General features: G+C 38.5%; 25 protein-coding genes. 2 read left to right on the top strand and 23 right to left on the bottom strand.

Going from position 1 to position 20,218, the window contains the following annotated elements; all coding sequences use genetic code 11:
- Position 1: 1 nt before the first annotated feature.
- From tpiA to acpS, 16 genes are all read right to left on the bottom strand, one after another.
- Positions 2–763: a triose-phosphate isomerase gene (gene tpiA, locus MRY82_03220; protein ID MCI5071942.1), complete on the bottom strand. Its 762-nt coding sequence runs from the start codon at positions 761–763 to the stop codon at positions 2–4.
- Between the two features lie 17 nt (positions 764–780).
- A complete protein-coding gene (locus MRY82_03215; GenBank protein MCI5071941.1) occupies positions 781–1,995 on the bottom strand; it encodes a phosphoglycerate kinase in 1,215 nt (404 codons plus the stop codon).
- Positions 1,992–2,261, bottom strand: a complete 270-nt coding sequence (locus tag MRY82_03210; GenBank protein MCI5071940.1) for a hypothetical protein — start codon at positions 2,259–2,261, stop codon at positions 1,992–1,994. Before MRY82_03210 ends, MRY82_03215 begins: the two co-directional genes overlap by 4 nt.
- 80 nt (positions 2,262–2,341) lie before the next feature.
- Complete coding sequence (locus MRY82_03205) at positions 2,342–2,980, bottom strand: hypothetical protein (GenBank protein ID MCI5071939.1); 639 nt, start codon at positions 2,978–2,980, stop codon at positions 2,342–2,344.
- On the bottom strand, positions 2,977–3,507 hold the full coding sequence (locus MRY82_03200; GenBank protein MCI5071938.1) for a hypothetical protein: 531 nt from the start codon (positions 3,505–3,507) through the stop codon (positions 2,977–2,979). Before MRY82_03200 ends, MRY82_03205 begins: the two co-directional genes overlap by 4 nt.
- Complete coding sequence (locus MRY82_03195; GenBank protein ID MCI5071937.1) at positions 3,497–3,829, bottom strand: hypothetical protein; 333 nt, start codon at positions 3,827–3,829, stop codon at positions 3,497–3,499. Before MRY82_03195 ends, MRY82_03200 begins: the two co-directional genes overlap by 11 nt.
- Positions 3,830–3,845: 16 nt before the next feature.
- Positions 3,846–5,084 carry a hypothetical protein gene (locus MRY82_03190; GenBank protein ID MCI5071936.1) on the bottom strand — a complete coding sequence of 413 codons (1,239 nt, stop codon included), beginning with the start codon at positions 5,082–5,084 and terminating at the stop codon, positions 3,846–3,848.
- 503 nt (positions 5,085–5,587) lie between these two features.
- Positions 5,588–6,391, bottom strand: a complete 804-nt coding sequence (locus MRY82_03185) for a metal ABC transporter permease (GenBank protein MCI5071935.1) — start codon at positions 6,389–6,391, stop codon at positions 5,588–5,590.
- On the bottom strand, positions 6,388–7,323 hold the full coding sequence (locus MRY82_03180; GenBank protein ID MCI5071934.1) for a metal ABC transporter substrate-binding protein: 936 nt from the start codon (positions 7,321–7,323) through the stop codon (positions 6,388–6,390). The genes MRY82_03185 and MRY82_03180 overlap by 4 nt, the downstream gene beginning before the upstream one ends.
- Positions 7,324–7,386: 63 nt before the next feature.
- On the bottom strand, positions 7,387–7,983 hold the full coding sequence (locus MRY82_03175) for a hypothetical protein (protein ID MCI5071933.1): 597 nt from the start codon (positions 7,981–7,983) through the stop codon (positions 7,387–7,389).
- Positions 7,984–8,002: 19 nt separating this feature from the next.
- Entirely contained in the window at positions 8,003–8,476 is a 474-nt protein-coding gene (locus MRY82_03170; protein MCI5071932.1) for a hypothetical protein, read from the bottom strand.
- A 665-nt stretch (positions 8,477–9,141) separates the two neighbouring features.
- Positions 9,142–10,251 carry a serine/threonine protein kinase gene (locus MRY82_03165; GenBank protein ID MCI5071931.1) on the bottom strand — a complete coding sequence of 370 codons (1,110 nt, stop codon included), beginning with the start codon at positions 10,249–10,251 and terminating at the stop codon, positions 9,142–9,144.
- A gap of 162 nt (positions 10,252–10,413) precedes the next feature.
- Positions 10,414–10,629 carry a DNA-directed RNA polymerase subunit omega gene (rpoZ, locus tag MRY82_03160; GenBank protein MCI5071930.1) on the bottom strand — a complete coding sequence of 72 codons (216 nt, stop codon included), beginning with the start codon at positions 10,627–10,629 and terminating at the stop codon, positions 10,414–10,416.
- Positions 10,630–10,714: 85 nt separating this feature from the next.
- On the bottom strand, positions 10,715–11,317 hold the full coding sequence (gmk, locus tag MRY82_03155) for a guanylate kinase (GenBank protein MCI5071929.1): 603 nt from the start codon (positions 11,315–11,317) through the stop codon (positions 10,715–10,717).
- On the bottom strand, positions 11,310–12,191 hold the full coding sequence (locus tag MRY82_03150) for a YicC family protein (protein MCI5071928.1): 882 nt from the start codon (positions 12,189–12,191) through the stop codon (positions 11,310–11,312). Before MRY82_03150 ends, gmk begins: the two co-directional genes overlap by 8 nt.
- Before the next feature lie 3 nt (positions 12,192–12,194).
- Entirely contained in the window at positions 12,195–12,638 is a 444-nt protein-coding gene (gene acpS / locus MRY82_03145) for a holo-ACP synthase (GenBank protein MCI5071927.1), read from the bottom strand.
- A gap of 43 nt (positions 12,639–12,681) precedes the next feature.
- Between acpS and MRY82_03140 the strand changes: the two genes are divergently transcribed.
- A complete protein-coding gene (locus MRY82_03140) occupies positions 12,682–12,927 on the top strand; it encodes a hypothetical protein (GenBank protein MCI5071926.1) in 246 nt (81 codons plus the stop codon).
- Between the two features lie 35 nt (positions 12,928–12,962).
- On the opposite strand, the gene MRY82_03135 is transcribed toward MRY82_03140, so the two are convergent.
- Positions 12,963–14,675, bottom strand: coding sequence for a lysophospholipid acyltransferase family protein (locus MRY82_03135; GenBank protein MCI5071925.1), 1,713 nt, complete (start codon positions 14,673–14,675; stop codon positions 12,963–12,965).
- Between the two features lie 149 nt (positions 14,676–14,824).
- On the opposite strand from MRY82_03135, the gene MRY82_03130 reads away from it, so the two are divergent.
- Positions 14,825–15,256: an Hsp20/alpha crystallin family protein gene (locus MRY82_03130; protein ID MCI5071924.1), complete on the top strand. Its 432-nt coding sequence runs from the start codon at positions 14,825–14,827 to the stop codon at positions 15,254–15,256.
- Between the two features lie 53 nt (positions 15,257–15,309).
- On the opposite strand, the gene MRY82_03125 is transcribed toward MRY82_03130, so the two are convergent.
- The 6 genes from MRY82_03125 to MRY82_03100 are packed head-to-tail and all read right to left on the bottom strand — an operon-like array spanning position 15,310 to position 20,172.
- Complete coding sequence (locus tag MRY82_03125; GenBank protein MCI5071923.1) at positions 15,310–15,852, bottom strand: NAD(P)H-dependent oxidoreductase; 543 nt, start codon at positions 15,850–15,852, stop codon at positions 15,310–15,312.
- Between the two features lie 9 nt (positions 15,853–15,861).
- Entirely contained in the window at positions 15,862–16,533 is a 672-nt protein-coding gene (gene phoU / locus MRY82_03120) for a phosphate signaling complex protein PhoU (protein MCI5071922.1), read from the bottom strand.
- A gap of 3 nt (positions 16,534–16,536) precedes the next feature.
- Positions 16,537–17,301 carry a phosphate ABC transporter ATP-binding protein PstB gene (gene pstB / locus MRY82_03115; GenBank protein MCI5071921.1) on the bottom strand — a complete coding sequence of 255 codons (765 nt, stop codon included), beginning with the start codon at positions 17,299–17,301 and terminating at the stop codon, positions 16,537–16,539.
- A gap of 8 nt (positions 17,302–17,309) precedes the next feature.
- Positions 17,310–18,194 carry a phosphate ABC transporter permease PstA gene (gene pstA / locus MRY82_03110; protein ID MCI5071920.1) on the bottom strand — a complete coding sequence of 295 codons (885 nt, stop codon included), beginning with the start codon at positions 18,192–18,194 and terminating at the stop codon, positions 17,310–17,312.
- Positions 18,194–19,120, bottom strand: a complete 927-nt coding sequence (gene pstC / locus MRY82_03105; GenBank protein ID MCI5071919.1) for a phosphate ABC transporter permease subunit PstC — start codon at positions 19,118–19,120, stop codon at positions 18,194–18,196. Before pstC ends, pstA begins: the two co-directional genes overlap by 1 nt.
- A gap of 5 nt (positions 19,121–19,125) precedes the next feature.
- Positions 19,126–20,172, bottom strand: coding sequence for a PstS family phosphate ABC transporter substrate-binding protein (locus tag MRY82_03100; protein MCI5071918.1), 1,047 nt, complete (start codon positions 20,170–20,172; stop codon positions 19,126–19,128).
- Between the last annotated feature and the right edge of the window lie 46 nt (positions 20,173–20,218).

Raw genomic sequence — 20,218 nt, 5'->3', positions numbered from 1 at the left:
ACTACTTATCTCCATATTTGACAATGCTTGTAAAATGTTTGGCATCTAAACTCGCTCCGCCGACCAATGCACCGTCTATATTCTCTTGATCCATCAATAAACCAATATTATCCTGGTTTACAGAACCTCCATACAGGATTCTTAAGCTGTTGGCTACATCCTTTGTAAAGATTACCGCAAGTTTTTCCCTGATAAAGGCATGTATTTTATCTGCCCAATCTGGGCTTGCCGACCTTCCTGTACCAATAGCCCAAATTGGCTCATAAGCAACCACCAATCTAAAGCCTTCTGCATGACTTAAGCCCCGTAAAGCATTTTGCAACTGTTGTTCAATTACATCAAAACTTTGACCAGCTTGATTTTGTTCATCACTTTCGCCGACACAATAAATTGGAATCAAGCCATGATCTAGAGCAGCCTTGATTTTCTTACTTAAGCTCTCTTCATTTTCGGCATACATTTGTCGCCGTTCACTGTGTCCCAGAATAACATAATCACAGCCGACATCAACCAACATTCTAGGCGACACTTCTCCAGTAAAGGCCCCAGAATCCAAGGCATGCATATTTTGAGCACCTGTAAAAACAGAAACTTCTTGTAAAACAAGCTCTAAGGCAGATAGGCTTGTAAATGGCGGACAAATAACGACTTCATGCTCTTGCTTACCAGATAATAAATTTTTCAACTCTGTGGCACAACGGATGGATTCTGATACCGTTTTGTTCATTTTCCAATTGGCAACAAATAGTTTTCTTCTCTGCATGACTTTAACCTACTCTTTTATTTTTTGACCACCATACTACTTAAGCCTGGTAAACGCTTACCTTCTAAAAAGCTTAAAGTCGCGCCACCACCGGTAGAAATATGTGTCATTTTTTGGGCGTAACCTGACTGAACCACAGCTGCAGCCGAATCGCCGCCGCCAATGATACAATTGGCATCCAAATTTGCCAGCTCTTTGGCCAAGCCTATACTACCAGCATCAAATGGTTGTTGCTCAAACCAACCCATAGGCCCATTCCAAAACACAGTTTTACAATCCCGCAGCTGCTCAGAAAAATACTCCAGCGTTTTTGGCCCAATATCAAGGGCCATAACGCCATCATCTATTCTGTCATTTCTGGTCACATAAGCTTGGTCAATTGCATCCATACTGCTGGCCACATGGTAATCTTTAGGGAAACAAATCCTAACTTTATAATCTCTGGCCATTTGCAATAGTTTTTTGGCATAGTCTACTTTATCGGCTTCAAATCTAGATAAGCCAATGTTTTTACCTTCTGCCTTAAGAAAAGTAAAGACCATGGCGCCACCAAGAAACAAGTAGTCTACTTTTTTAAGCAAACTTTCTAAAACCTTAATTTTATCCGAGACCTTAGCTCCGCCCATGATTAATGCAAAAGGTTTAGCTGCATCTTTGAGCAAGGGCTCTATGGCTTTGATTTCTTGCTCAACCAGCTTGCCTATGCATTTATGCCCATTGGCAAACAAACGCGGTAATGCATCCACACTGGTATGCGCACGATGGCACACACCAAAGGCATCATTAACAAAAATATCATGGTTGGCTTTTAAGCCTTGAGCAAAAACAACATCATTTTCTTTTTCTTGGACGTGAAAACGTAGGTTTTCCAGCATCAACAGTTGTTGTTGGTCACGGGTATTTAAAATTTTTTTAACCCCATCTCCCACGCAATCATCGGTTAAAATCACCTCTTGATCAAGCTTGTCGCATAAGTAAGAGGCCACCGGCAGCAAGGAAAAAGCTTTAGTATACTTACCTTTAGGCCGCCCCAAATGCGATATAAGCGTTACATAGGCCCCTTGTTCAAGAAGATAGTTCAAGGTTGGCAAGCTGGCTTGGATTCGCGTATCATCGGTAATGTTAGACTCTCCATCTAAAGGGACATTGTAATCCATACGACACAACACTTTTTTCCCGGCCAGATCAATATCCTCCAAACAGGGGATCTGATCTTGATTCAAGGTGATCATGAAGCATCCTTAAATTGCATTGAATCAATTTTATGAAAAGGCAAAAAAATCTGTTGCGCAGGAACGTTTTGCAAGTTTATTAAAGTGCTGCCTACAGCACTGATTTCAAACACCAAACCGGAGTTTTTTTCTGCTATAATTTTACCAGAAATACTTTCTACCGGCACTTGCAAGTCACGCATATTATCAAAATAACTGGTGGGTAAGGGTGTACATAACCATGCCACCACTTCTTTATCTACAAATGAATCTAATGCTTTAGCCATGGCTAAGGTGTTAACGCCACTGTTGTATAAATGCAAGCAATTTAAGTGTTTATTCCTTAGGCCTAAAACATAAATTATATTTAATGTTGATGTGAATGCCCTGGATGTCCGTGATCCGCATTGGCCACTACTTGCGCTTGCGCTGATTTTAAAATTTGGACTTGGTATGCATTGCCATCCTGTTCAATTTGCACGGGTGCTGTAACTTTACACCAACTGGGTTGACTTTGACCTCGCAACTGTTGATAAACGGCAAAACTAAGGCTAGGCCCCTCAGGCTGTTGACTATTGTTTTCATGCAGTGCAATCCTCACCAGTGCAATACGTAAATTTTGAGTTTCTAGAATATCTTTAGCGATGGCTTGCGTTTTAATTGTTGCACCTTCTTGCTTAAGCTCCAGCAGTTGCCAAGTGTGATGAAGCTGCTCATTATTATGGTCTGTTGATTCAAAAAGCAGATATTCCGTATTTTTCATTAAATCTTGAAACTCCAAAAAAGGGCTTTGTGGTTCATTGCTGTCCAGTTCAAAATCACTTAATTTTAGCCTTAAATGTTCTTTGTCCTTACTCAAAACTGCCTCAAAGCCTGCCATGGCTAATCCACACTGATAACTTTGCCTATGTTGTTTAGAAATAACATCCCTTGTTTGAGGAGGCTTACATGCTGCACATAAAACCATGACAATTAAACACAATATATTCTTATACTTTATCATCATTCATCCTCCTTGTTTGCAAAGACAGGTATGTCAGGAACTTTATCTTTTTCAACCGCTTGGCAATCAATATGGCCTTGATGCGCCTGACATGAAAAAAACAACATTGGATTGGCATCTTTTAATACCGCCCTAGCCCAAACTTTCTGTTGCGTTTGCCAGATAATCAGTTGTCTGAGATCTTTGTTTTCCAGTTGATCAACAAGCTGTTCACTGACAGTGTCATACCAAGTTTCCATTTCAACAATGCTTAAGTTTTTGAGATCTTGGCTGTGATCATGGTCATCACCATGATCATCTCCCTGGTGTTGATCTTCGCTATGCTTGTTTGCTTTATCTTCGTGATCATGTGCATGAAGATCTTCTACATCTCCATCATCGACCTTAGGCTCCACAAGACTCTGATCTTGTCGTAAAGACTTTACAGCGCGTATTGCTTCTAACGAATCTGTGCTCTGCATTCCTGTGCAAGCAAATAGCTGCAAAAGACACAATGCAACCACACTATTGAGAATGTTATTAGCTCTCATCTTTAGCCTCCAGAGCTTCAAGCAAGTCTCTGTTATCTTCTGCCAAATCGCAGTGATAGTTTTGATCATTTCCATGGCAGGAAAACATAAAATTGCGTTGATCAGGAAAAAGTAAATTAACCACAACCCTACCTTGCAGATAAACACTGTTCGATCCTACAATATGTTTTTTAAGCCATACCGCATCTCTGGTTCTAAGTTTGTTTTCTAAAGCTTCAAAGCTTAAGTTCACTGACTGAACAAACATATCAACCTCCTTGGCATGGGCTAAAGAACCAAAAAAGACACCTAAACTTAAAAATAAACATTGAATTCTATACATGACTGACTCCCCTTCTTTAAAAATCATGGGCTGGATGTGCCCCAAACAAAAACTCTAACCCCAACCACAGACTATGCGCGTGCATTTCTTCTAAGTGCGTGGCCTGGTCATAATTGTACTGTAATCTTACTCTAGAAAATTCACTGGGATAAAAGGCCAGCATGGGAGAAACACGAATACGATCATCTCTAAATGGATCAAAATCTCTAAACCCTACAGAGGATTCACTGCCACTTGCATATTCAAATCGAATCCCTCCAGCCCAACGTGGACGAAAGCCATACAACACTTGAGAATAATAACCCCAATCGCTTAAAGTACCCCCAAAGTTAAGAATATTACTATCAAGCAAACCCAAATCACTTTGACTCAAACCCGGGTCAACATGATAGTTTCTTAATAAAAATTCGCTTTCCCAAGTCAAAAATGGCCAGCCTCTTTGGGCATTTAATGGAACCCACTTTAAAACATAGTCCACCCCATAAACTTGAGTAAAGGTATTTTCTCCGGCACTGTTGGGTCCCGTTAACAATGAAAAACCGAGTCGTGATGCCACGCTATCAGAAAAATCCCAGCCGTTGGCCCATCGCAAAGCAAAAACCAACTCCGTTAGACCGTTAACATCTCTGTCCACCAGATTTTGACTCCCAAGCGCAGACTCTTGTGCTCCAGCAAAGCTGATCATGGTTGCACCCGTTGCATTTTGTGCAGATAAATACACTTGGGAATACCATGATGTTGGGAGCAGCCAGGCCAACTGTGCACCCAAACCGCGCATTCCATCTGCACCCAGAACTCTGGAATTAATAATGGGTTGATCTTGCCAGTTCCAGGCATGGACGTGATAAGGGTTGCTGCGTCCAATTTGTGTTAAGAACTGACCGCCTTTTAACTCCAAACCACCAGGCATGGATAAGGTTTTAAAAAAAGCTTCTTCTAATTCTAAAAAACTCTCTCCTTCTCTACTCAATCCAAACAATAGGTGTGTTTCTGCCGTAAAATAATGATCTACGGCACCGGTTAAAGAAAACTCTACCGATTGTAAATTAAACCCATTACGATTAGGATCATGCCCGCCGGCTTGCAAAAAACTTAAAGCCTCATCATCCAGCGTTGAACCACCCACGGATAATAACGCGTTGATAGATAAATCAATGTACTTTGTTTCTGCGTTTTGTATGTTTGTCTGCCCGCTGCTGTTAAAACCATAGAGTCCCAACATTGCAATCACGCACCTTAATAAAACATGTTTCATAAAAACCTTTGCTTGATCTTTGCATCAAGACTCTTGGTTAAAAGACACAAATAAAAGTTATATACTTTCACTTAATGCCTTAAAAAATAATGAAGAATAAGTAGATGGTTGATTTGGCTCTACTTAAAAAAACCAATCAAAAGTATTGCGGGGGAGCTCGACTGTCCTCTATACCGTAAAGGATGTTTTTTATCCTTGAAGATGGAGAAACAAGGCTCAGTTTAAAAAACTCTAATTCAGGCGAAAAATGGACGGTCTGCTGAAATGGTCTTTTAGAAGATAATAAAAAAGTGCATAAACCACACTCATGCCTGTCATCATGATTGGCTGTATGGATAGCATTATCATACGTTTCATAGGTCTCATGACAAGCATGTATATGCTCATGCCGATGAAAAAACGGCAGCATAAAGGCAGCAAGCAAAAGGTAATGTATAAACCTTTTCAACATGACGCATCACATAACATACTATTAAAGTTTGTTCAAGCCACTCTTTTGGGCATCAAGTCTTATGGAGAAAAATAGCTTTGATTAAAATCAACAGTAAGGGAACACAGGTAAAGACTCCTACAATAAATGCCCCTGAGGGCAAGTTCCAATAATATGAGCCAAACATGCCAAAAACACTCAGTATTGTTCCTATGCCCCAACCAAACCATAAACGCTTGGCTGCATCTTTAAAAAATACTGCACTGAGCAAGGCTGGAACAATTAAAAATGAAAAAACAATAAGTATCCCCGCCACTTGCACTGAGCTTGTAATAACCACCGCAAACAATCCATAAAAAAGCAAATCCATACTCCAACGCGATGCTGTACCCAAACTATTGGCCATCAACGGCTGCCGAAAAATAAAATAAACAATGGATACCCCAGAATAAATAATCAACACTTTGAGAACATCTGGCCAGGTCGTCCACAACAATTGGCCAATCATGCTGTGTTTGACATGCTCTGAACCGTGTGGCATTTGATCGGCCAAAACAATTAAGCTGGCAGAACAAAACGCAAACAAAACACCTATCACCGCTTCCTGTGATAATGTTTGTTTAAACCGATTGGATAGGGTTAAAAAAGCTGCTGCCGTCAAGGTAAAGCCAAGTGAAAAAAAATATTGAACGACCCCTGATGGTTCATGAAAAAAGAAAAAAGGCACGGTAGCCCCTAATGCTGCAACTTGCGCCAAAGCCAGGTCCACAAATATCACACCACGCGCAAGAACATGTATCCCTAAATAACAATGGATACCCACCAGAATTAAACACATCAGCAATGGCGCTGCTAAAAAATGAATCGCTTCCATCATTGAGCTTGTAAACAGTTTAAGGCTGCGCCTACCACATCATCCATCCAGCTAAAGTAGCTGCTTTGTTTTTTTAAACCACCATATTCAGGTGCAACATTCACCACCCGTATTTTGGTTTTTTGAGCAATGGTCTTGGCCGGTGTTGGATCAAAAAAGCTTTCCATTAATATGCAAGATAATTTTTTTTGTTGTATTTGAGTCATTAAGCTTTGAATATGCTTTGCCGTTGGCGGAATGCCGGGCTTGGGTTCAATAGAGGCTGCATGCTCAAGACCAAAGCGCTGTAAAAAATAGTTCAGGGTTGTATGATAAGTGACCACAGATTTGTTCTTTAGGGATGATAATTGTGTCTTCCATTGCTTCATCTTTGAATCTAGATTTTGTTCAAAGCGCAGCACATTTTTTTGATACGCTGTGCTGTTTTCTGGGTTAAGCTGACTGAGTTTTTTCTCAATAGCTTTTACAACATCAAGGACACGAATCGGATCAAGAAGAATATGCGGATTACCTTCTGGGTGAACATCGCCCATGGCTCGAGTCACTGTTCCTTGCGGAACCTCAATAGGAGTTACCACCTGACCCGCCACCAAACGGCCTTTTTTACCGGACTGCAAATCTACATTGCGCGAACTTAAAATAATCTTGTTCAACCATGTATCTTCCAAACCCAAGCCTATGGAAATCAAAAGATCCGCTTTTCTTAATTTTGCAATGTAGGATGGCTTTGCCTGAATATAATGCGCATCTTGTGAACCTTTAACCAATGCGGTCACTTGGTCTTTGCTTGTTATTTGTTTTACAATAGCTTCTAGGGTACTGGTGCTTGTAATAATATTCAGTGCTTTTGCTTGCACTGTATTAAAATAGGCGCCGCAAAGCAGGCAGAACACAACCCCAGTCAATACACTATCGATACTTATTTTTCTTTGCATGGCTAGTGACCTATCATGTTCTTTTAAAAAAGTTGAGAATTCATACTACAAAAAACAACAACTCTATTCCGCTTCAATTTCCAGATCTCGACATGTCACATTATTATTTTCATTAAAACAAAGCATTTGAGCATTATAAATATCTGAATCTTGTGCATTGATTTTAAAACGTATTTTCACTTGCCAGGCTTGATCACTATTTTTTTCGATAACGATATTATCGGGATTGGTAATATAGCTTTGTCCTACCTCTGGATGATCCGCTAAAGTTTTTTGCGCCACTTCTAAAACCTGCCGTTTGATCACTTCATCACTGACTTGATTTTCACCTTGAGCCAGTTTTTGTTCTAAAACCATAACCTTATTGTTTAGTTTTTGTAAAAGTTTCAAAATTTCTATTTCCGTAAGAGAAGCATCACTTTCTTCATGGCCGTGTTCATGACTGTGCTCTTCTCTTTCTTCACCATGCTCTTCATGATCAACTTCATGCCGTGAATACTCAATTTGCTCATTGAGTTGAACTATTTTTGACTCTAAATGACTGATTTTTTGGGCATAGTTTTTTTCTTCAAAAACTGCTTCCAAACTCTTTTGATTGGAAGAGCAATGAACCAGCGATAAACTAACGCCCACTATAAAAAATCTTTTTAATGCTAACATTGCTCTTCCCTCAGTCAATCTATGGTCTGGATGGATAACGAACAAGTTCTAAGCTATCATTCCTATTAATGAAGGGTAAAAGCTTTGTTAATTGCCCTACTTCAGTATAAGGCGGTGTTGTACACACGGCCTGACAATGCGCAATTAGCCCTCCACCAGATGTCTGCATTTCAATATGACAGCAATCACAGTATTGGCTTGAGTAGCCTAAACCATCGATATATAAAACATAATAATGCTTCACGATTGTACTGCCGTTAACAATATAGACCATTGCAGGGCGATGCTCACTATGCATGGGTGTTGACCTTTCACCAAGCCCGTAAACGATCCATTTTTGCAATTGATCATAATTTGTTGCATCAAATTCACTCGAATACATATCAAAAACCGTTTGTTTAATGGCTTCAATATTTTCCAAACGTGAACTTTGAGCAAAGCCAATACTTTGTATTGATAATACAATCAGTAAACATACTGTTATTTTTTTCATTTATTTCTCCAAACTAAAACTTATTCTTCAGTTTTCTCTTCTTAAGATTAAGCATAAACATTTACAGCTGTTGCTATAACAACAACTCATCCAATGATTAGCACCAATGCCCTATGGCACAGGAGCTTTAAAAAATATTTAAGTTAAGTTGAGGGGGAAAGACTTAAGCATTTTACTTAGCACTGCAGCATATAGAACACGATGCTTTACCCCATGAGAAATAAGGGTGGGGAGTTTTTAGGTGCTTTAAAAAGACAGGAGAGATGAATGTAACTTGTATTTTGTTGTCTAAGCGCATTATGAATGTCTTTTAAAAAATTGACTCGTAAAGGCTGACTTAAAAATTCATAAGCATGATGGTTGGATAAAAGTACGCATAAATAACAGTCATGATCACTTATAAAAGAATCTTGCTCTGAAAAGTCTTTAATATACTGCTTACTCTGCTTAGTATTGCTATAGCAGATGTGCTCGGTTTCGTGATGATGATCATGCCTATGAAAAAACGCAGAAAATTAAGGTGAATAAAAAAACTGCACATACAAACAATGAACATTTTTTGTTATGTTTATTTCCCCAGTTGCGCATTGATCAAAAGATCTAGCATGGATCAACTTTTACTGTCAACCGTTGGCTAACTAAAACACTTTGCAATCAAGGCAAAGTTACAGCTGACTTAATAAAAACAAACTCAACTCCAGCAACAAAACAGTCCCTATACTCATAAGCAAGGTCATGCTCAAGGGATGTGTGAAGGGTTGAGGATTAAATTTAAAAGACTTCTGCTTGGCCACTTTAGCTTGAGCAATTCGTGCTTTACGTAAATAATGCGAATCTTCCTCTATTGAGTGCATGGACAAGGTATAATGCATATCTGGAAACAGTTGATTAAAGTAATTCACCACATTTTCTCGACTGCTGTTGGGGAAGTTTTCTTCGTATACTTTGGCAATGGCCTGTTTCATTTCATAGGCATTGGTAAAACGTTTGTTTCTATCCAGACTTAAACCTCTGCGAATGATAGCCTCTAACTGGGCAGGAACATTGTTTCTAAACTGTTTTAAGGGTGGAATATCGCATTTTCTAACTGCTTGCAGGGTTTCTATTTCACTGTTGCGCAGAAATAGGGCGTGGTTGGTCAACAGTTCATAAAATATAATATTAATACTGAATTGATCTGAACGATGATCCAAAGGCTTACCCAAAGATTGCTCAGGGGACATGTAGCTGAACTTGCCTCTAATAATCCCAGGTTGAGTCAATAAATTTTTGTCCCGAACTTGCGCAATACCAAAGTCTGTGATTTTGAACACTCCGCCTAAATTGACCAAGATATTGGGCGGGCTCATATCTCTATGAATAATATTTAAGGGGCGCTTGTATCGGTCTTCTTTGGAGTGGGCATAAAATAAACCATCGCAAATATCCATCATCATGATCAGGGCCACATCAATGGGCATCAGCTTATTAACTCTTTTTTGTTCATTGGTCACCGCCGATAGAGCTTTGCCATCCATCCATTCCATGGAAAAATAATAAGCTCCCTCTACCAAACCAAAATCCATCAACTGCACAATATTAGGATGATCCAATTGAATAACAATACGGACTTCGTCCAAAAACATTTGTACAAATTTTTCTTGGCTGGCTAGACTTGGGTGAATTTTTTTAATGGCCACAGCTTGGCCTGAAACATCTTTGGCTTTATAAATCTCAGCCATGCCCCCAATGGCAACTTTGCGCTCAACCTCATAGGCGCCAAACTTTTTACCCATGCTTATAAGTTTACGGATTTATTTGTTTTTGCACAAGCGATTTGTTTTTTAGAGGGAAAAGCTTCTGGCAAAAGGTGAAAAACTCAGCTTTTTTCTTTTGCCCAACACATAAAACAGCGTGAAACTGTTTTTTTGAGTTTTTCCAATCAACAAAGAATAAAGTTATTTGCTCTCAATGACGGTTTCGTCGAGCTCTTTTTTGGTCTTAATGCGACCGCTGGCAATTTCACGCAAAGAAGTGACTATATCTTTATTTTTAGTGATAATCAAACGGTTTGAACCTCTGGCCAATTGGCGGGCTCTCTCTGATGCTAAATGCACCAACGCAAAACGATTTTGTAATTTATCTAAACAATCTTCAATTGAAATTCTTGCCATAGCAGCCTTTTCTATACTTTTTTAAAGTTTTGTCAACAGCCTTATGCTTTTTATGCTTGGTATAAGATATACGAAACACCTAAAGTCATATAAAACTTTGAATGCGTTCTTTTTGTTGATCCATTGAGAAAGCACCCTCATCATTTAAAGCTAAGATCAAATCTTTTACACACTGATCAACATCATCATTGATGATAACCTGATCGTACCATAACATCTGTTTAATTTCATGCGTGGCCAACTCAATTCTTTGAGTAATATCCTTTACATCCCCACCTCTTCCAGAAATTCTGCTTTTTAACTCTTCCATAGAGGGCGGCAACATTAAAATAAACTGGGCATTTGGATAAAGCTTTTTGATATTTTTGGCTCCTTGCCACTCTATGACCAGCAAGGCATGCTTTCCCTGGGCAATAATGTCCGCTATCCCTTGCTTTGAAGTCCCGTAGTAATTGTCATAGACTTTTGCCCACTCAACGAAAGCATCTTGAGCTATCATTTGCTCAAATTCATCCTTGCTAACAAAGTGATAATCTACAGCGTTTTTCTCACCAGGTCGTTTTTCTCTGGTTGTGTGGGTAATTACTCTAGAAAACCGTTGATCTTGCTTCAACAAACGATTCACCACGGTAGTTTTTCCGGCACCGGATGCTGCTGAGATTACTGCTATTTTTTCATTCTTACTCAAGGTTTTGCGCTTGCTCCCTTAATTTTTCCATATCGGTTTTTAACATGATCACTTGATTGCTGATTTTCACCTCTGATGATTTAGAGCCAATGGTATTGATTTCACGATTAATTTCTTGCATTAAAAAATCCATCTCACGCCCAACAACACCTTGTGTAGTTAACAAAACTCTTAACCGTTTTAAATGAATGCTCAAACGATCCAATTCTTCTGTGATATCGGTTTTATCTTTAAGTGAAACCAGGTCACTTTCATACTTTTTATTATCCTGGACATAATCTTTAGGTAACTGTGCCAGTTTAACTTTTATTTTTTTGCTTAAGCCTTTTTGAAAACGCTTAAACTCTTGTTCAATTTTTTTAACATACTTGTTTACATTGTTTTGCAGCTTAAGCATGACTTTTTCTATACCTTTACCCTCTCTTTTACGAGATTCTTTAAGGTTATCTAGCCCTTTTTGCATGACTTTTAAGTAATTTTTTTCTATTTGATAAATATCTTTTTTTAGAGGTTTTTTATTAACAAAAATACCTCGATCAATATGAATCAAAGCTTCCATGTTTAAAGGTTCTTTTAGACCCATTTTTTTTCTTATCCCATCTAAGGTTTTCCAATGCGCAATGATACTTTTTTCTTCAAAACTGATTTTTTTCTGTCTTGATAAACTGTTTCTTTGCAACACAACACTAAACTTTCCCCTTGAAAAATAGTTCTGAATCATTTTTTCTACTTTATGTTCAAGCGCTACCATATCTTTAGGACATGTACATTTTACATCTCGGTAGCGACTATTGACAGATCTTATTTCGCATGTGTATTCATAATTTTTGACTCTTATGCTGGCCTTACCAAATCCTGTCATACTGTTGGGCATTGTTTATCCTTGTTCATGTTTATTTTTTTGTATTATAACCTGGGCACAAGCATACGCTTGGGTGTGACTTAATGAAAGCAACACTGTGTGGGATTGAAAAAACTGATGCAAGGCTTTACCTTTGGATTTTTTTTGCCACATTTCAATATAAGGTTTGCCCTCTTTTTTAAGTACTTGAACATCCGTAATTTTAAATTTCTCCTGACCAAAACTGGCTTTAACAAAAGCTTCCTTGGCGCAAAATCTTGCTGCAAAATGCTGCTCAGGACATTTTTTTGTCATACAATATTCAATCTCAGCATTTGAAAACAAACGCTCAAAAAAACTTTGATGACCTTGTTCAACATGAGTCTTAAACCGCTCAATATTTTCAATATCAATGCCTATTCCAATAATGCTCAAGCCAAAGTTTATATCACATTCCCTATGAATGTGAAATTTGCTCAAACTCTCTTTTACAATTGTATAAAAATACATTAAGACAATTTCCATGCAGGAAAAAAAAGTCACTTTAGGCAAAAGTGTGACCATAGGTTCGCACTGTACCATTATCCAAGCCAATATTGGTGACCATAGTCGTATTGGTCATAAAGTCTTCATTGGAAAAAATGTTGCCATAGGCGAAGGGGTTGTCGTTGAAGATGCCTGCACAATTGCAGATGATTGTATTATAGATAACAATGCAGTTGTTCCGTTTGCCTCACAATTACCACCAGGAACACATTATAAAGCTTAAGGTCTATCAAACTCAAAATTTTATCTAAAATTAAGTTAGCTCTGATTTTTATTTAAATCTTGGTGCTTTCTAAAAATTTCATAGCCCTCTTCACCCATATAGTTTTTTAAGCTTTTTTCTTCTGTTTGCTTTAAATCAACTAAAATCAAAGCATCCAAAGCATTATTAAACTCAGGATCAACATTAAAATCTATAAACTTAGCACCCAATTTAATGTAATGTTTTATCAGTACAGGTATGCCTGCAAATTCTTTTTCTTGATAATCAATATAATTAGAAATGTCTGCTAAACTGTTAAAAAACTTTGCCATGGATTCTGCAGTATAGTCGTACAAATTTTCACCATTAAAAGGAACTTTGACACGAACATGCTTTTTTAATTTACCCGCTCCATAGTGCCGTAAAAGATACTCTTTAATCACTGTTTTAGTGAGTGAAGAAAATTCCCCACTAATACTCACTGGCCCAAAAAGCTTGGTATATTTTGGGTTTCTAACTACAAACTGACCTATCCCCTTCCACAAGAGAAACAATGGTGTAAAACTTTTTTGATACTCTAAACTTACGAATGATCGTCCCATTTCAATTGCTGGTTCTATCTCTTCGATAAAACGTTCATCAAAACCAAATAAAGTTTGTGAATAAAACTTCTGATTTTTTTGTTTAATTTCATCACTTAAAGCAATTCTATAGGCGCCAACAACTTTTTTTGCGTCCTCATCCCAAACAAAAAGGTGTTTGTAGTATTGGTCAAAAGCATCCGTATCAATAGCTTTACCGGTTCCCTCACCAACATTTCTAAACGAACGCTCTCTTTGTATGGCAATTTCATGCATAAGCATGGGTATCTGTTTATGCTCTGCCACATAAACCGAAAAGTTCTTTGATCTTAATAGCAGGGCTGCCTCTGGTAAGGCATTGATATTGTTTTGTAGAGCTGCCGCCGCATGAGAAATCTCTATATTTTGTTGCTTGGAATTGGTCTTTATTTTTTCACCTTGCTTGGCAATGCTGTAAGTAAGAAACCTAAAATAATCTGACAATTCATTTCTACTCAAATGCTTTGGCAGTTTGCTAAAATGTACAATATTACCATAGCTCATGTGAATGCATTGCTTTTGTTTGTTCACCAACTCTCTTCCCAAAAGAAGCGTTCTGATTTTTGGATGTAAAAGGCCTAAAATTTGAAACCATCGGCTGTTGTTCCCATGAAAAAAAACAGGCAAAACTGAACATTGGGTTTTTTCAACAAAAGCTGCGCAGCTTTTACTCCATACCGGATCAACAATACAATTTTTTCTAGCTTGATAGCTTGAAACTTCTCCTGCAGGAAACATGGCTAAAACTTTGCCTTTTTTCAACCAACCTATGGCTTGTTTGGTGGCTTGAATGTTAAGCTTTTTTGATTCAGCATCATCATAGGGTTCAACAAATAAAAAGTTTTCTCTTAGGGGTTTAAATACTTTTAAAATAGGATTGACCAGAACTTTTATAGGGGTATTTTTTTGTAGAAACTGGCGGGTTAAAATCATACCCTCTACCCCACCAAATGGATGATTGGCAACAATTAAAACTTTATTGAGATTGGTCAATGCGCTTTTTGAGCTGTGATCTTCTTTGACAGTGATTTTCCAATCAGATAAAACTTTTTCTAACAATTCTTTAGCACTTAATGCATGTTCATGTTTTAAGTAAGTTGCCTCAATCTGATCATAGGCTAAAATTTTTTTTACTAGCTGCGTTAGCATGGTACAAAAGTCATTTATCATAGACCTTGCAACATCCAAACCTCTCTGACAAAAAATATACAAAATCAAAACTTGACATTTACAAACTTGGTCCTAACTTTTCTGATGTAAGCTTACTCGTATAAACCCTATAAAAAGGAGACTTTAGCATGAGCATACAAAAATATAACCGAGATTTTTTTAACTTGCCTTCACATTTTGATGGCTTTTTTGACAACTTTTTTTCACCCTCTAGCTTTAGAGGTCTAGAAAAAAACTTTTCAGATTTTTTGAGTCCTAGCAGCTCTATTTCTGAACAGGATAAATCCTATACCATTCATATGGATTTACCGGGTGTAAAAAAAGAGGATATTAATATTGAAATGAAAGACGGCACCTTGATGATCAGTGGTGAACGCAAAGAACAAACCAAAGGCAATACCGTGATGAATGAAGTACGCTATGGAAAATTTCAGCGCAGCTTCAAACTACCTCACCTTAGTGATAGCAACAAAGTGAATGCTGAATTTAAAGACGGACAACTGAACATTGTTATTGAAAAGGCAGAAAAAGAACATAGTAAGGTCATACCCATCAGCTAAGATCAAATGTTGATGATCTTGTTTGCTAGACAATAGGTGTATTTTTCATGCACCTATTGTTTTTCAAAACTCTGCTTCCACTCACACAAACTGACAAATTTCTTCATAATACTTTGCATACGTATCTCTATTTGTTTTTGACCTTCTTCACTTTGAATAAAGTAATCTGAAGCATAAACAAAATTGGGAACGATCAAGCAGCGAAAATCCAACATCATGCTGTTCATAAATGACATGGCAGACATGTAGCTACGCTCACCGCCAGCATGAAAAGCCATGGCTAAAACTTTTTCTTTCCAGGCTTGACCGGTCAGTTCAATAAAGTTTTTCAATGCTGCATTGACATCGTAATTATAAATGGGGGCCGCAATAAACACACCATCCATTTTTTTAAGAAGTTCCTGATAGTCTGCTAATTCTGGAGCCGTAAAACATTGTCCTCCATCACATAAGGGTAAATTAACTTGCTTTAAATCCAAAAGTTCAAAGTGATGCTGACCGTTTAATTCCTTTAAACTATCCACGGCAATATCTGCAAAACGTGCACTTTTACTGTTGGGGTTTAAACTTGCTTTGATAACTAGAACATTGGCCATGACAAGAGCTTACTCAGACTCAATCTCTTTGCGCTGATGTCTAACAATCTCACCTTTGACCATGTAAATGATATCCTCACAAATGTTGGTTGCTAAGTCAGCAATACCTTCTAAACGTCTCGTGATGGTAAAGACATCTAGAGCCACAGAAATATGATTGGCATCATTTTTCATGATATTTTTAAGCTTGGACAAAATATCTGCTTGCAAGTCATCGACATCATCATCTAATTTAATAACTTCTTTAGCCAAAACATCGTCTTTTTGAAAGAACGCCTTTAGGGTTTGTTCAATCATGTTGACTGTCTTCTCTGACATTTGACTCAATTCATCTGGAATGGCAATTGGTGCACGCTTAGCATAATGCAAACATCGTCTGGAAATACTGGTTGCGCTATCACCCATACTTTCAAGCGCATTGTTAATTTTCATCACTGCTGTAATAAAACGCAAATCTTCAGCTACTGGCTGGTGTAAGGCTAAAAGCTTTAAGCACTCTTCTTCTATTTCTACTTCTCGTGCGTCAATTTTTTTATCTTGGGCAATGACTTCATCAGCAAGCTCGGTGTTGCTTTCATTAAAAGCAACAATGGCTTTTTCAACGCTGTCTTTAACCAAAGACCCTACAAATAAAAGGTCTTTTTTAATGTTGTCTAATTCTCTGTGTAAATGTCTTTGCATGGTCTACCCAAACTTTCCTGTCACATAATCTTCTGTTTGTTTTTTATCAGGACGGGTAAAGATTTTTTTGGTTTCTCCATACTCTACCAAGTCCCCCTGATACATAAAGGCTGTTTTATCCGATACCCGAGCTGCCTGTTGCATGCTGTGGGTCACGATAACAATGGTATAGTCTTGCTTTAATTCTATCAACAAATCTTCAACCCGACTGGTAGAAATGGGATCCAACGCTGAACAAGGTTCATCCATTAAAATAACTTCCGGCTCCATGGCTAAAGCTCTTGCAATACACAAACGTTGTTGCTGACCACCAGACAATGACAAGCCATCTTGATCCAGCTTGTCTTTAACCTCATCCCACAGGGCTGCTCGTTTTAACGCTCTTTCAACACATTGATCTAAATTACCTTTGTAACCGTTGACTGAAGGTCCCCAAGCAACATTTTTATAAATGGATTTTGGAAAGGGATTGGGTTTTTGAAAGACCATCCCTATTTTTCTTCTCAAATCAACCACGTCTACCGTATTTGAAAAAATAGACTCCTCTTGAAATTGAACATCTCCCTCACAACGCACCGATGAAATAAAGTCATTCATACGATTCAAGGAGCGCAACAAGGTACTTTTTCCACAGCCACTGGGACCAATAATAGCGGTGACACTATGCTCATCAATCCCCAAGTCAATTTGATTGACGGCTTTAAAGTCGCCATAATAGATGGAAAGGTCTTTGATTTTAATAATATGTTGTTTTTTGTTATCTTCCATTGTTCTATCTACTTACGTTTTTCAAATTTATGCCTGATCCATATGGCTAAAGCATTCATGGTTAATAAAAATACCAATAACACAATGATTCCTGCTGCGGCAAGATAATGAAACTCCATTTGTGGTCGAGAGGCCCAGTTAAAAATTTGAATGGGTAACACTGAAAACGGGTCATGGATACTCTTAGGAACAAAGGCAACGTAAGTTAAGGCACCAATCATGATCAAAGGCGCTGTTTCGCCCACGGCTCTAGATAAACCCAAAATAGTTCCTGTCATAATTCCTGGTATACTGGCCGGTAAAATATGATCTCGGACCATTTGCCAACGGGTAGAACCCAGTGCCAAGGCAGCGTAACGTATGGAATTGGGAACAGCTTTTAAGGCTTCAGACGAGGCAATGATAATGGTGGGTAAAATAAGCAAGGACATGGTAAGCGCTCCAGAAATTACGCTTCTTTGCAAGCCAAACCAACGGACAAAAATAACCAAGCCCAACATACCATAAACAATAGAGGGGACCCCGGCCAAATTGGCAATATTAAGACGAATAAAATCTGTAAATTTATTTTTTTTAGCAAACTCTTCCAAATAAATACTGGATGCCACACCCACAGGTACAGAAATTAAGCTGGTTAAAACAATCAACCATAAACTGCCATACAGTGCTGATTTAATGCCCGCCTTTTTTGCAAAGCGAGATGGAAAGTTTGTGAAAAAGTCAGTGCTGATATAAGACCAGCCTTGCATGGCAACGCTAAACAAAAGAATAGCCAACAAAACAATCCCAACACAAACACAGCCCAAACAAACATACTGAAACACTTTTCCCTGCAATTGTCGTGATGCCATACTTTTAGAAAACTGCATGGCTTGTCGTTTACTTTTAGCCATCAGTCGTACTGCTCCCTAAACTTATGCAAAAATTTCTGAGCCAAAATATTCATAACAAAGGTCATTAAAAATAGGGTTAGACCAACCGCAAAAACAGTCTGATAGGAAACACTGCCTGCCGGCGTATCTCCCAAACTGACCTGCACAATATATGCTGTCATGGTTTGAATACTTTCTAGAGGATTGATGGTCAACTTTGGTGTCGCTCCTGCTGCCAGAGTTACGGCCATGGTTTCACCAATAGCTCTAGAAATAGCCAATACATAAGAAGCCACCACCCCAGATAAGGCTGAAGGAAATACAACTTTAGCCGATACATCCAACTTTGTTCCTCCCAATGCAAAGGCTGCGTTTCGTAAACTATCTGGCACTGAGCGCATGGCATCATCGGATAAAGAAGCAATCATGGGTATAATCATAATTCCAACCACTATGGCGCCACTGGCAGCATTAAAAATATTGGTGCTGGGAAATATTTTTTGGATAAAAGGAGTAATCACGGTTAAGGCAAAATAACCATACACCACCGTGGGTATCCCAGCTAAAATTTCTAAAAACGGTTTGAGGATGGATCTTTGTCTGGCGCTGGCATATTCACTTAAATATATGGCACTGCCCGTTCCTATGGGCAAAGCTACAATGGCCGCCCCAACAGCAATCATCAAAGTACCCCCAATCAATGGCAAAATACCATAACGTTTGGGTTCAAATAATGGATACCATTGTGTTCCCAAGAAAAATTCTTTTAAACTGACTTTACCAAAAAAAGGCAAACTTTCACTGAACAAAACCCAAACAATGCCAACTGTGGTTAAAATAGACACAAAGGCGCACACAAACAGAAAAATTTTAACCAATTTTTCTGTTCTTTTCTTTCCTGCAGTTGCAGAAAATGAATGCTTTTTATTTGAGCTGTTGTCGGGCACCGTTTTTATTGGCCTTGTGATTGAACCCGCTCTAAAACGCTGCCTTTTGAGTCACCGGCAAAACTGGAGCCCAGAACTTTGTTTTCCCAGCGTTTTAAAATAGCTGCATACACAGCGTCACCAAAGGCCACATAACCCACTTGCCCCACCAACTCTTTGGCGTTTTCAATATAAAACTTAACAAAGGCATCTACCGGTTTTTTAGTGAATGAATCTTTACTGATATAAATAAAGATGGGTCTGGATAGCGGCGCATAACTGGCATTTTCAATGGTTTCTTCACTGGGTAAAACTGGTCCATTGCCATTGTCAATGGCCACACGGTTTAATTTATCTTTGTTTTCCATCCAATAAGCAAAACCAAAATAGCCTAGAGCATATTCGTCTGCCGCCACACCTTGCACCAATACATTATCGTCTTCACTGGCAGTAAAGTCTGGACGGGTAGCGCCTGACTTACCCACAATACTTTTGGTAAAGTAATCAAAAGTTCCTGAATCCACTCCAGGTCCATACAATTTAATCTCTTGTTTAGGCCAATCTTTACGGATGTCACTCCATAATTTAATGCTGCTGTTTGGCTGCCAAATCGACTTAAGCTCGGCAACCGTTAAATCTTTGGCAAAAGTATTTTTGTGACTGACCACAACAGCAATACCATCATAGGCCACCGGCAACTCAACAAACTCACGGTTTTTTTCCGCAGCCATTTTTATCTCAGAAGCTTTGATAGGACGAGAAGCACCTGTGATATCAATCACGCCTTCAACAAATTTTTTCATTCCCCCACCGGTACCGGATAAACCCACAGTCACTCTAACTCTGGGGTTTTCTTTACCAAACTCTTCAGCCATGGCTTCGGTAATCGGGAAAACGGTACTGGAACCATCTACTTTAACATTGCCTTCCAGTTGTTCATGAGCATGACTCTGCTCATTGGTATGCGCATGCGTTTGATCATGACTTTTTCCGCTTTGATCACATCCAGAATAAAGCATTGCAAACACTACAAGTATTGAATTAAAAACTAAACCTTTGATATTATTTAACATACTTCCTCCAAAAAAGTGCCCTATTCATAGCGACTATCGCCCCCAC

The sequence above is a fragment of the bacterium genome, assembly GCA_022763185.1.
Classification (GTDB): Bacteria; Bdellovibrionota_G; JALEGL01; order JALEGL01; family JALEGL01; genus JALEGL01.
This window is presented reverse-complemented; position numbering and strand designations above follow the sequence as displayed.

Excerpts from the sequence above, each read along its gene's own strand:
- tpiA (MCI5071942.1), bottom strand. The coding sequence starts at position 763 with ATGCAGAGAAGAAAACTATTTGTTGCCAATTGGAAAATGAACAAAACG.
- MRY82_03215 (MCI5071941.1), bottom strand. The coding sequence starts at position 1,995 with ATGATCACCTTGAATCAAGATCAGATCCCCTGTTTGGAGGATATTGAT.
- MRY82_03210 (MCI5071940.1), bottom strand. The coding sequence starts at position 2,261 with ATGGCTAAAGCATTAGATTCATTTGTAGATAAAGAAGTGGTGGCATGG.
- MRY82_03205 (MCI5071939.1), bottom strand. The coding sequence starts at position 2,980 with ATGATGATAAAGTATAAGAATATATTGTGTTTAATTGTCATGGTTTTA.
- MRY82_03200 (MCI5071938.1), bottom strand. The coding sequence starts at position 3,507 with ATGAGAGCTAATAACATTCTCAATAGTGTGGTTGCATTGTGTCTTTTG.
- MRY82_03195 (MCI5071937.1), bottom strand. The coding sequence starts at position 3,829 with ATGTATAGAATTCAATGTTTATTTTTAAGTTTAGGTGTCTTTTTTGGT.
- MRY82_03190 (MCI5071936.1), bottom strand. The coding sequence starts at position 5,084 with ATGAAACATGTTTTATTAAGGTGCGTGATTGCAATGTTGGGACTCTAT.
- MRY82_03185 (MCI5071935.1), bottom strand. The coding sequence starts at position 6,391 with ATGATGGAAGCGATTCATTTTTTAGCAGCGCCATTGCTGATGTGTTTA.
- MRY82_03180 (MCI5071934.1), bottom strand. The coding sequence starts at position 7,323 with ATGCAAAGAAAAATAAGTATCGATAGTGTATTGACTGGGGTTGTGTTC.
- MRY82_03175 (MCI5071933.1), bottom strand. The coding sequence starts at position 7,983 with ATGTTAGCATTAAAAAGATTTTTTATAGTGGGCGTTAGTTTATCGCTG.
- MRY82_03170 (MCI5071932.1), bottom strand. The coding sequence starts at position 8,476 with ATGAAAAAAATAACAGTATGTTTACTGATTGTATTATCAATACAAAGT.
- MRY82_03165 (MCI5071931.1), bottom strand. The coding sequence starts at position 10,251 with ATGGGTAAAAAGTTTGGCGCCTATGAGGTTGAGCGCAAAGTTGCCATT.
- rpoZ (MCI5071930.1), bottom strand. The coding sequence starts at position 10,629 with ATGGCAAGAATTTCAATTGAAGATTGTTTAGATAAATTACAAAATCGT.
- MRY82_03150 (MCI5071928.1), bottom strand. The coding sequence starts at position 12,191 with ATGCCCAACAGTATGACAGGATTTGGTAAGGCCAGCATAAGAGTCAAA.
- MRY82_03140 (MCI5071926.1), top strand. The coding sequence starts at position 12,682 with ATGCAGGAAAAAAAAGTCACTTTAGGCAAAAGTGTGACCATAGGTTCG.
- MRY82_03135 (MCI5071925.1), bottom strand. The coding sequence starts at position 14,675 with ATGCTAACGCAGCTAGTAAAAAAAATTTTAGCCTATGATCAGATTGAG.
- MRY82_03130 (MCI5071924.1), top strand. The coding sequence starts at position 14,825 with ATGAGCATACAAAAATATAACCGAGATTTTTTTAACTTGCCTTCACAT.
- MRY82_03125 (MCI5071923.1), bottom strand. The coding sequence starts at position 15,852 with ATGGCCAATGTTCTAGTTATCAAAGCAAGTTTAAACCCCAACAGTAAA.
- phoU (MCI5071922.1), bottom strand. The coding sequence starts at position 16,533 with ATGCAAAGACATTTACACAGAGAATTAGACAACATTAAAAAAGACCTT.
- pstB (MCI5071921.1), bottom strand. The coding sequence starts at position 17,301 with ATGGAAGATAACAAAAAACAACATATTATTAAAATCAAAGACCTTTCC.
- pstA (MCI5071920.1), bottom strand. The coding sequence starts at position 18,194 with ATGGCTAAAAGTAAACGACAAGCCATGCAGTTTTCTAAAAGTATGGCA.
- MRY82_03100 (MCI5071918.1), bottom strand. The coding sequence starts at position 20,172 with ATGTTAAATAATATCAAAGGTTTAGTTTTTAATTCAATACTTGTAGTG.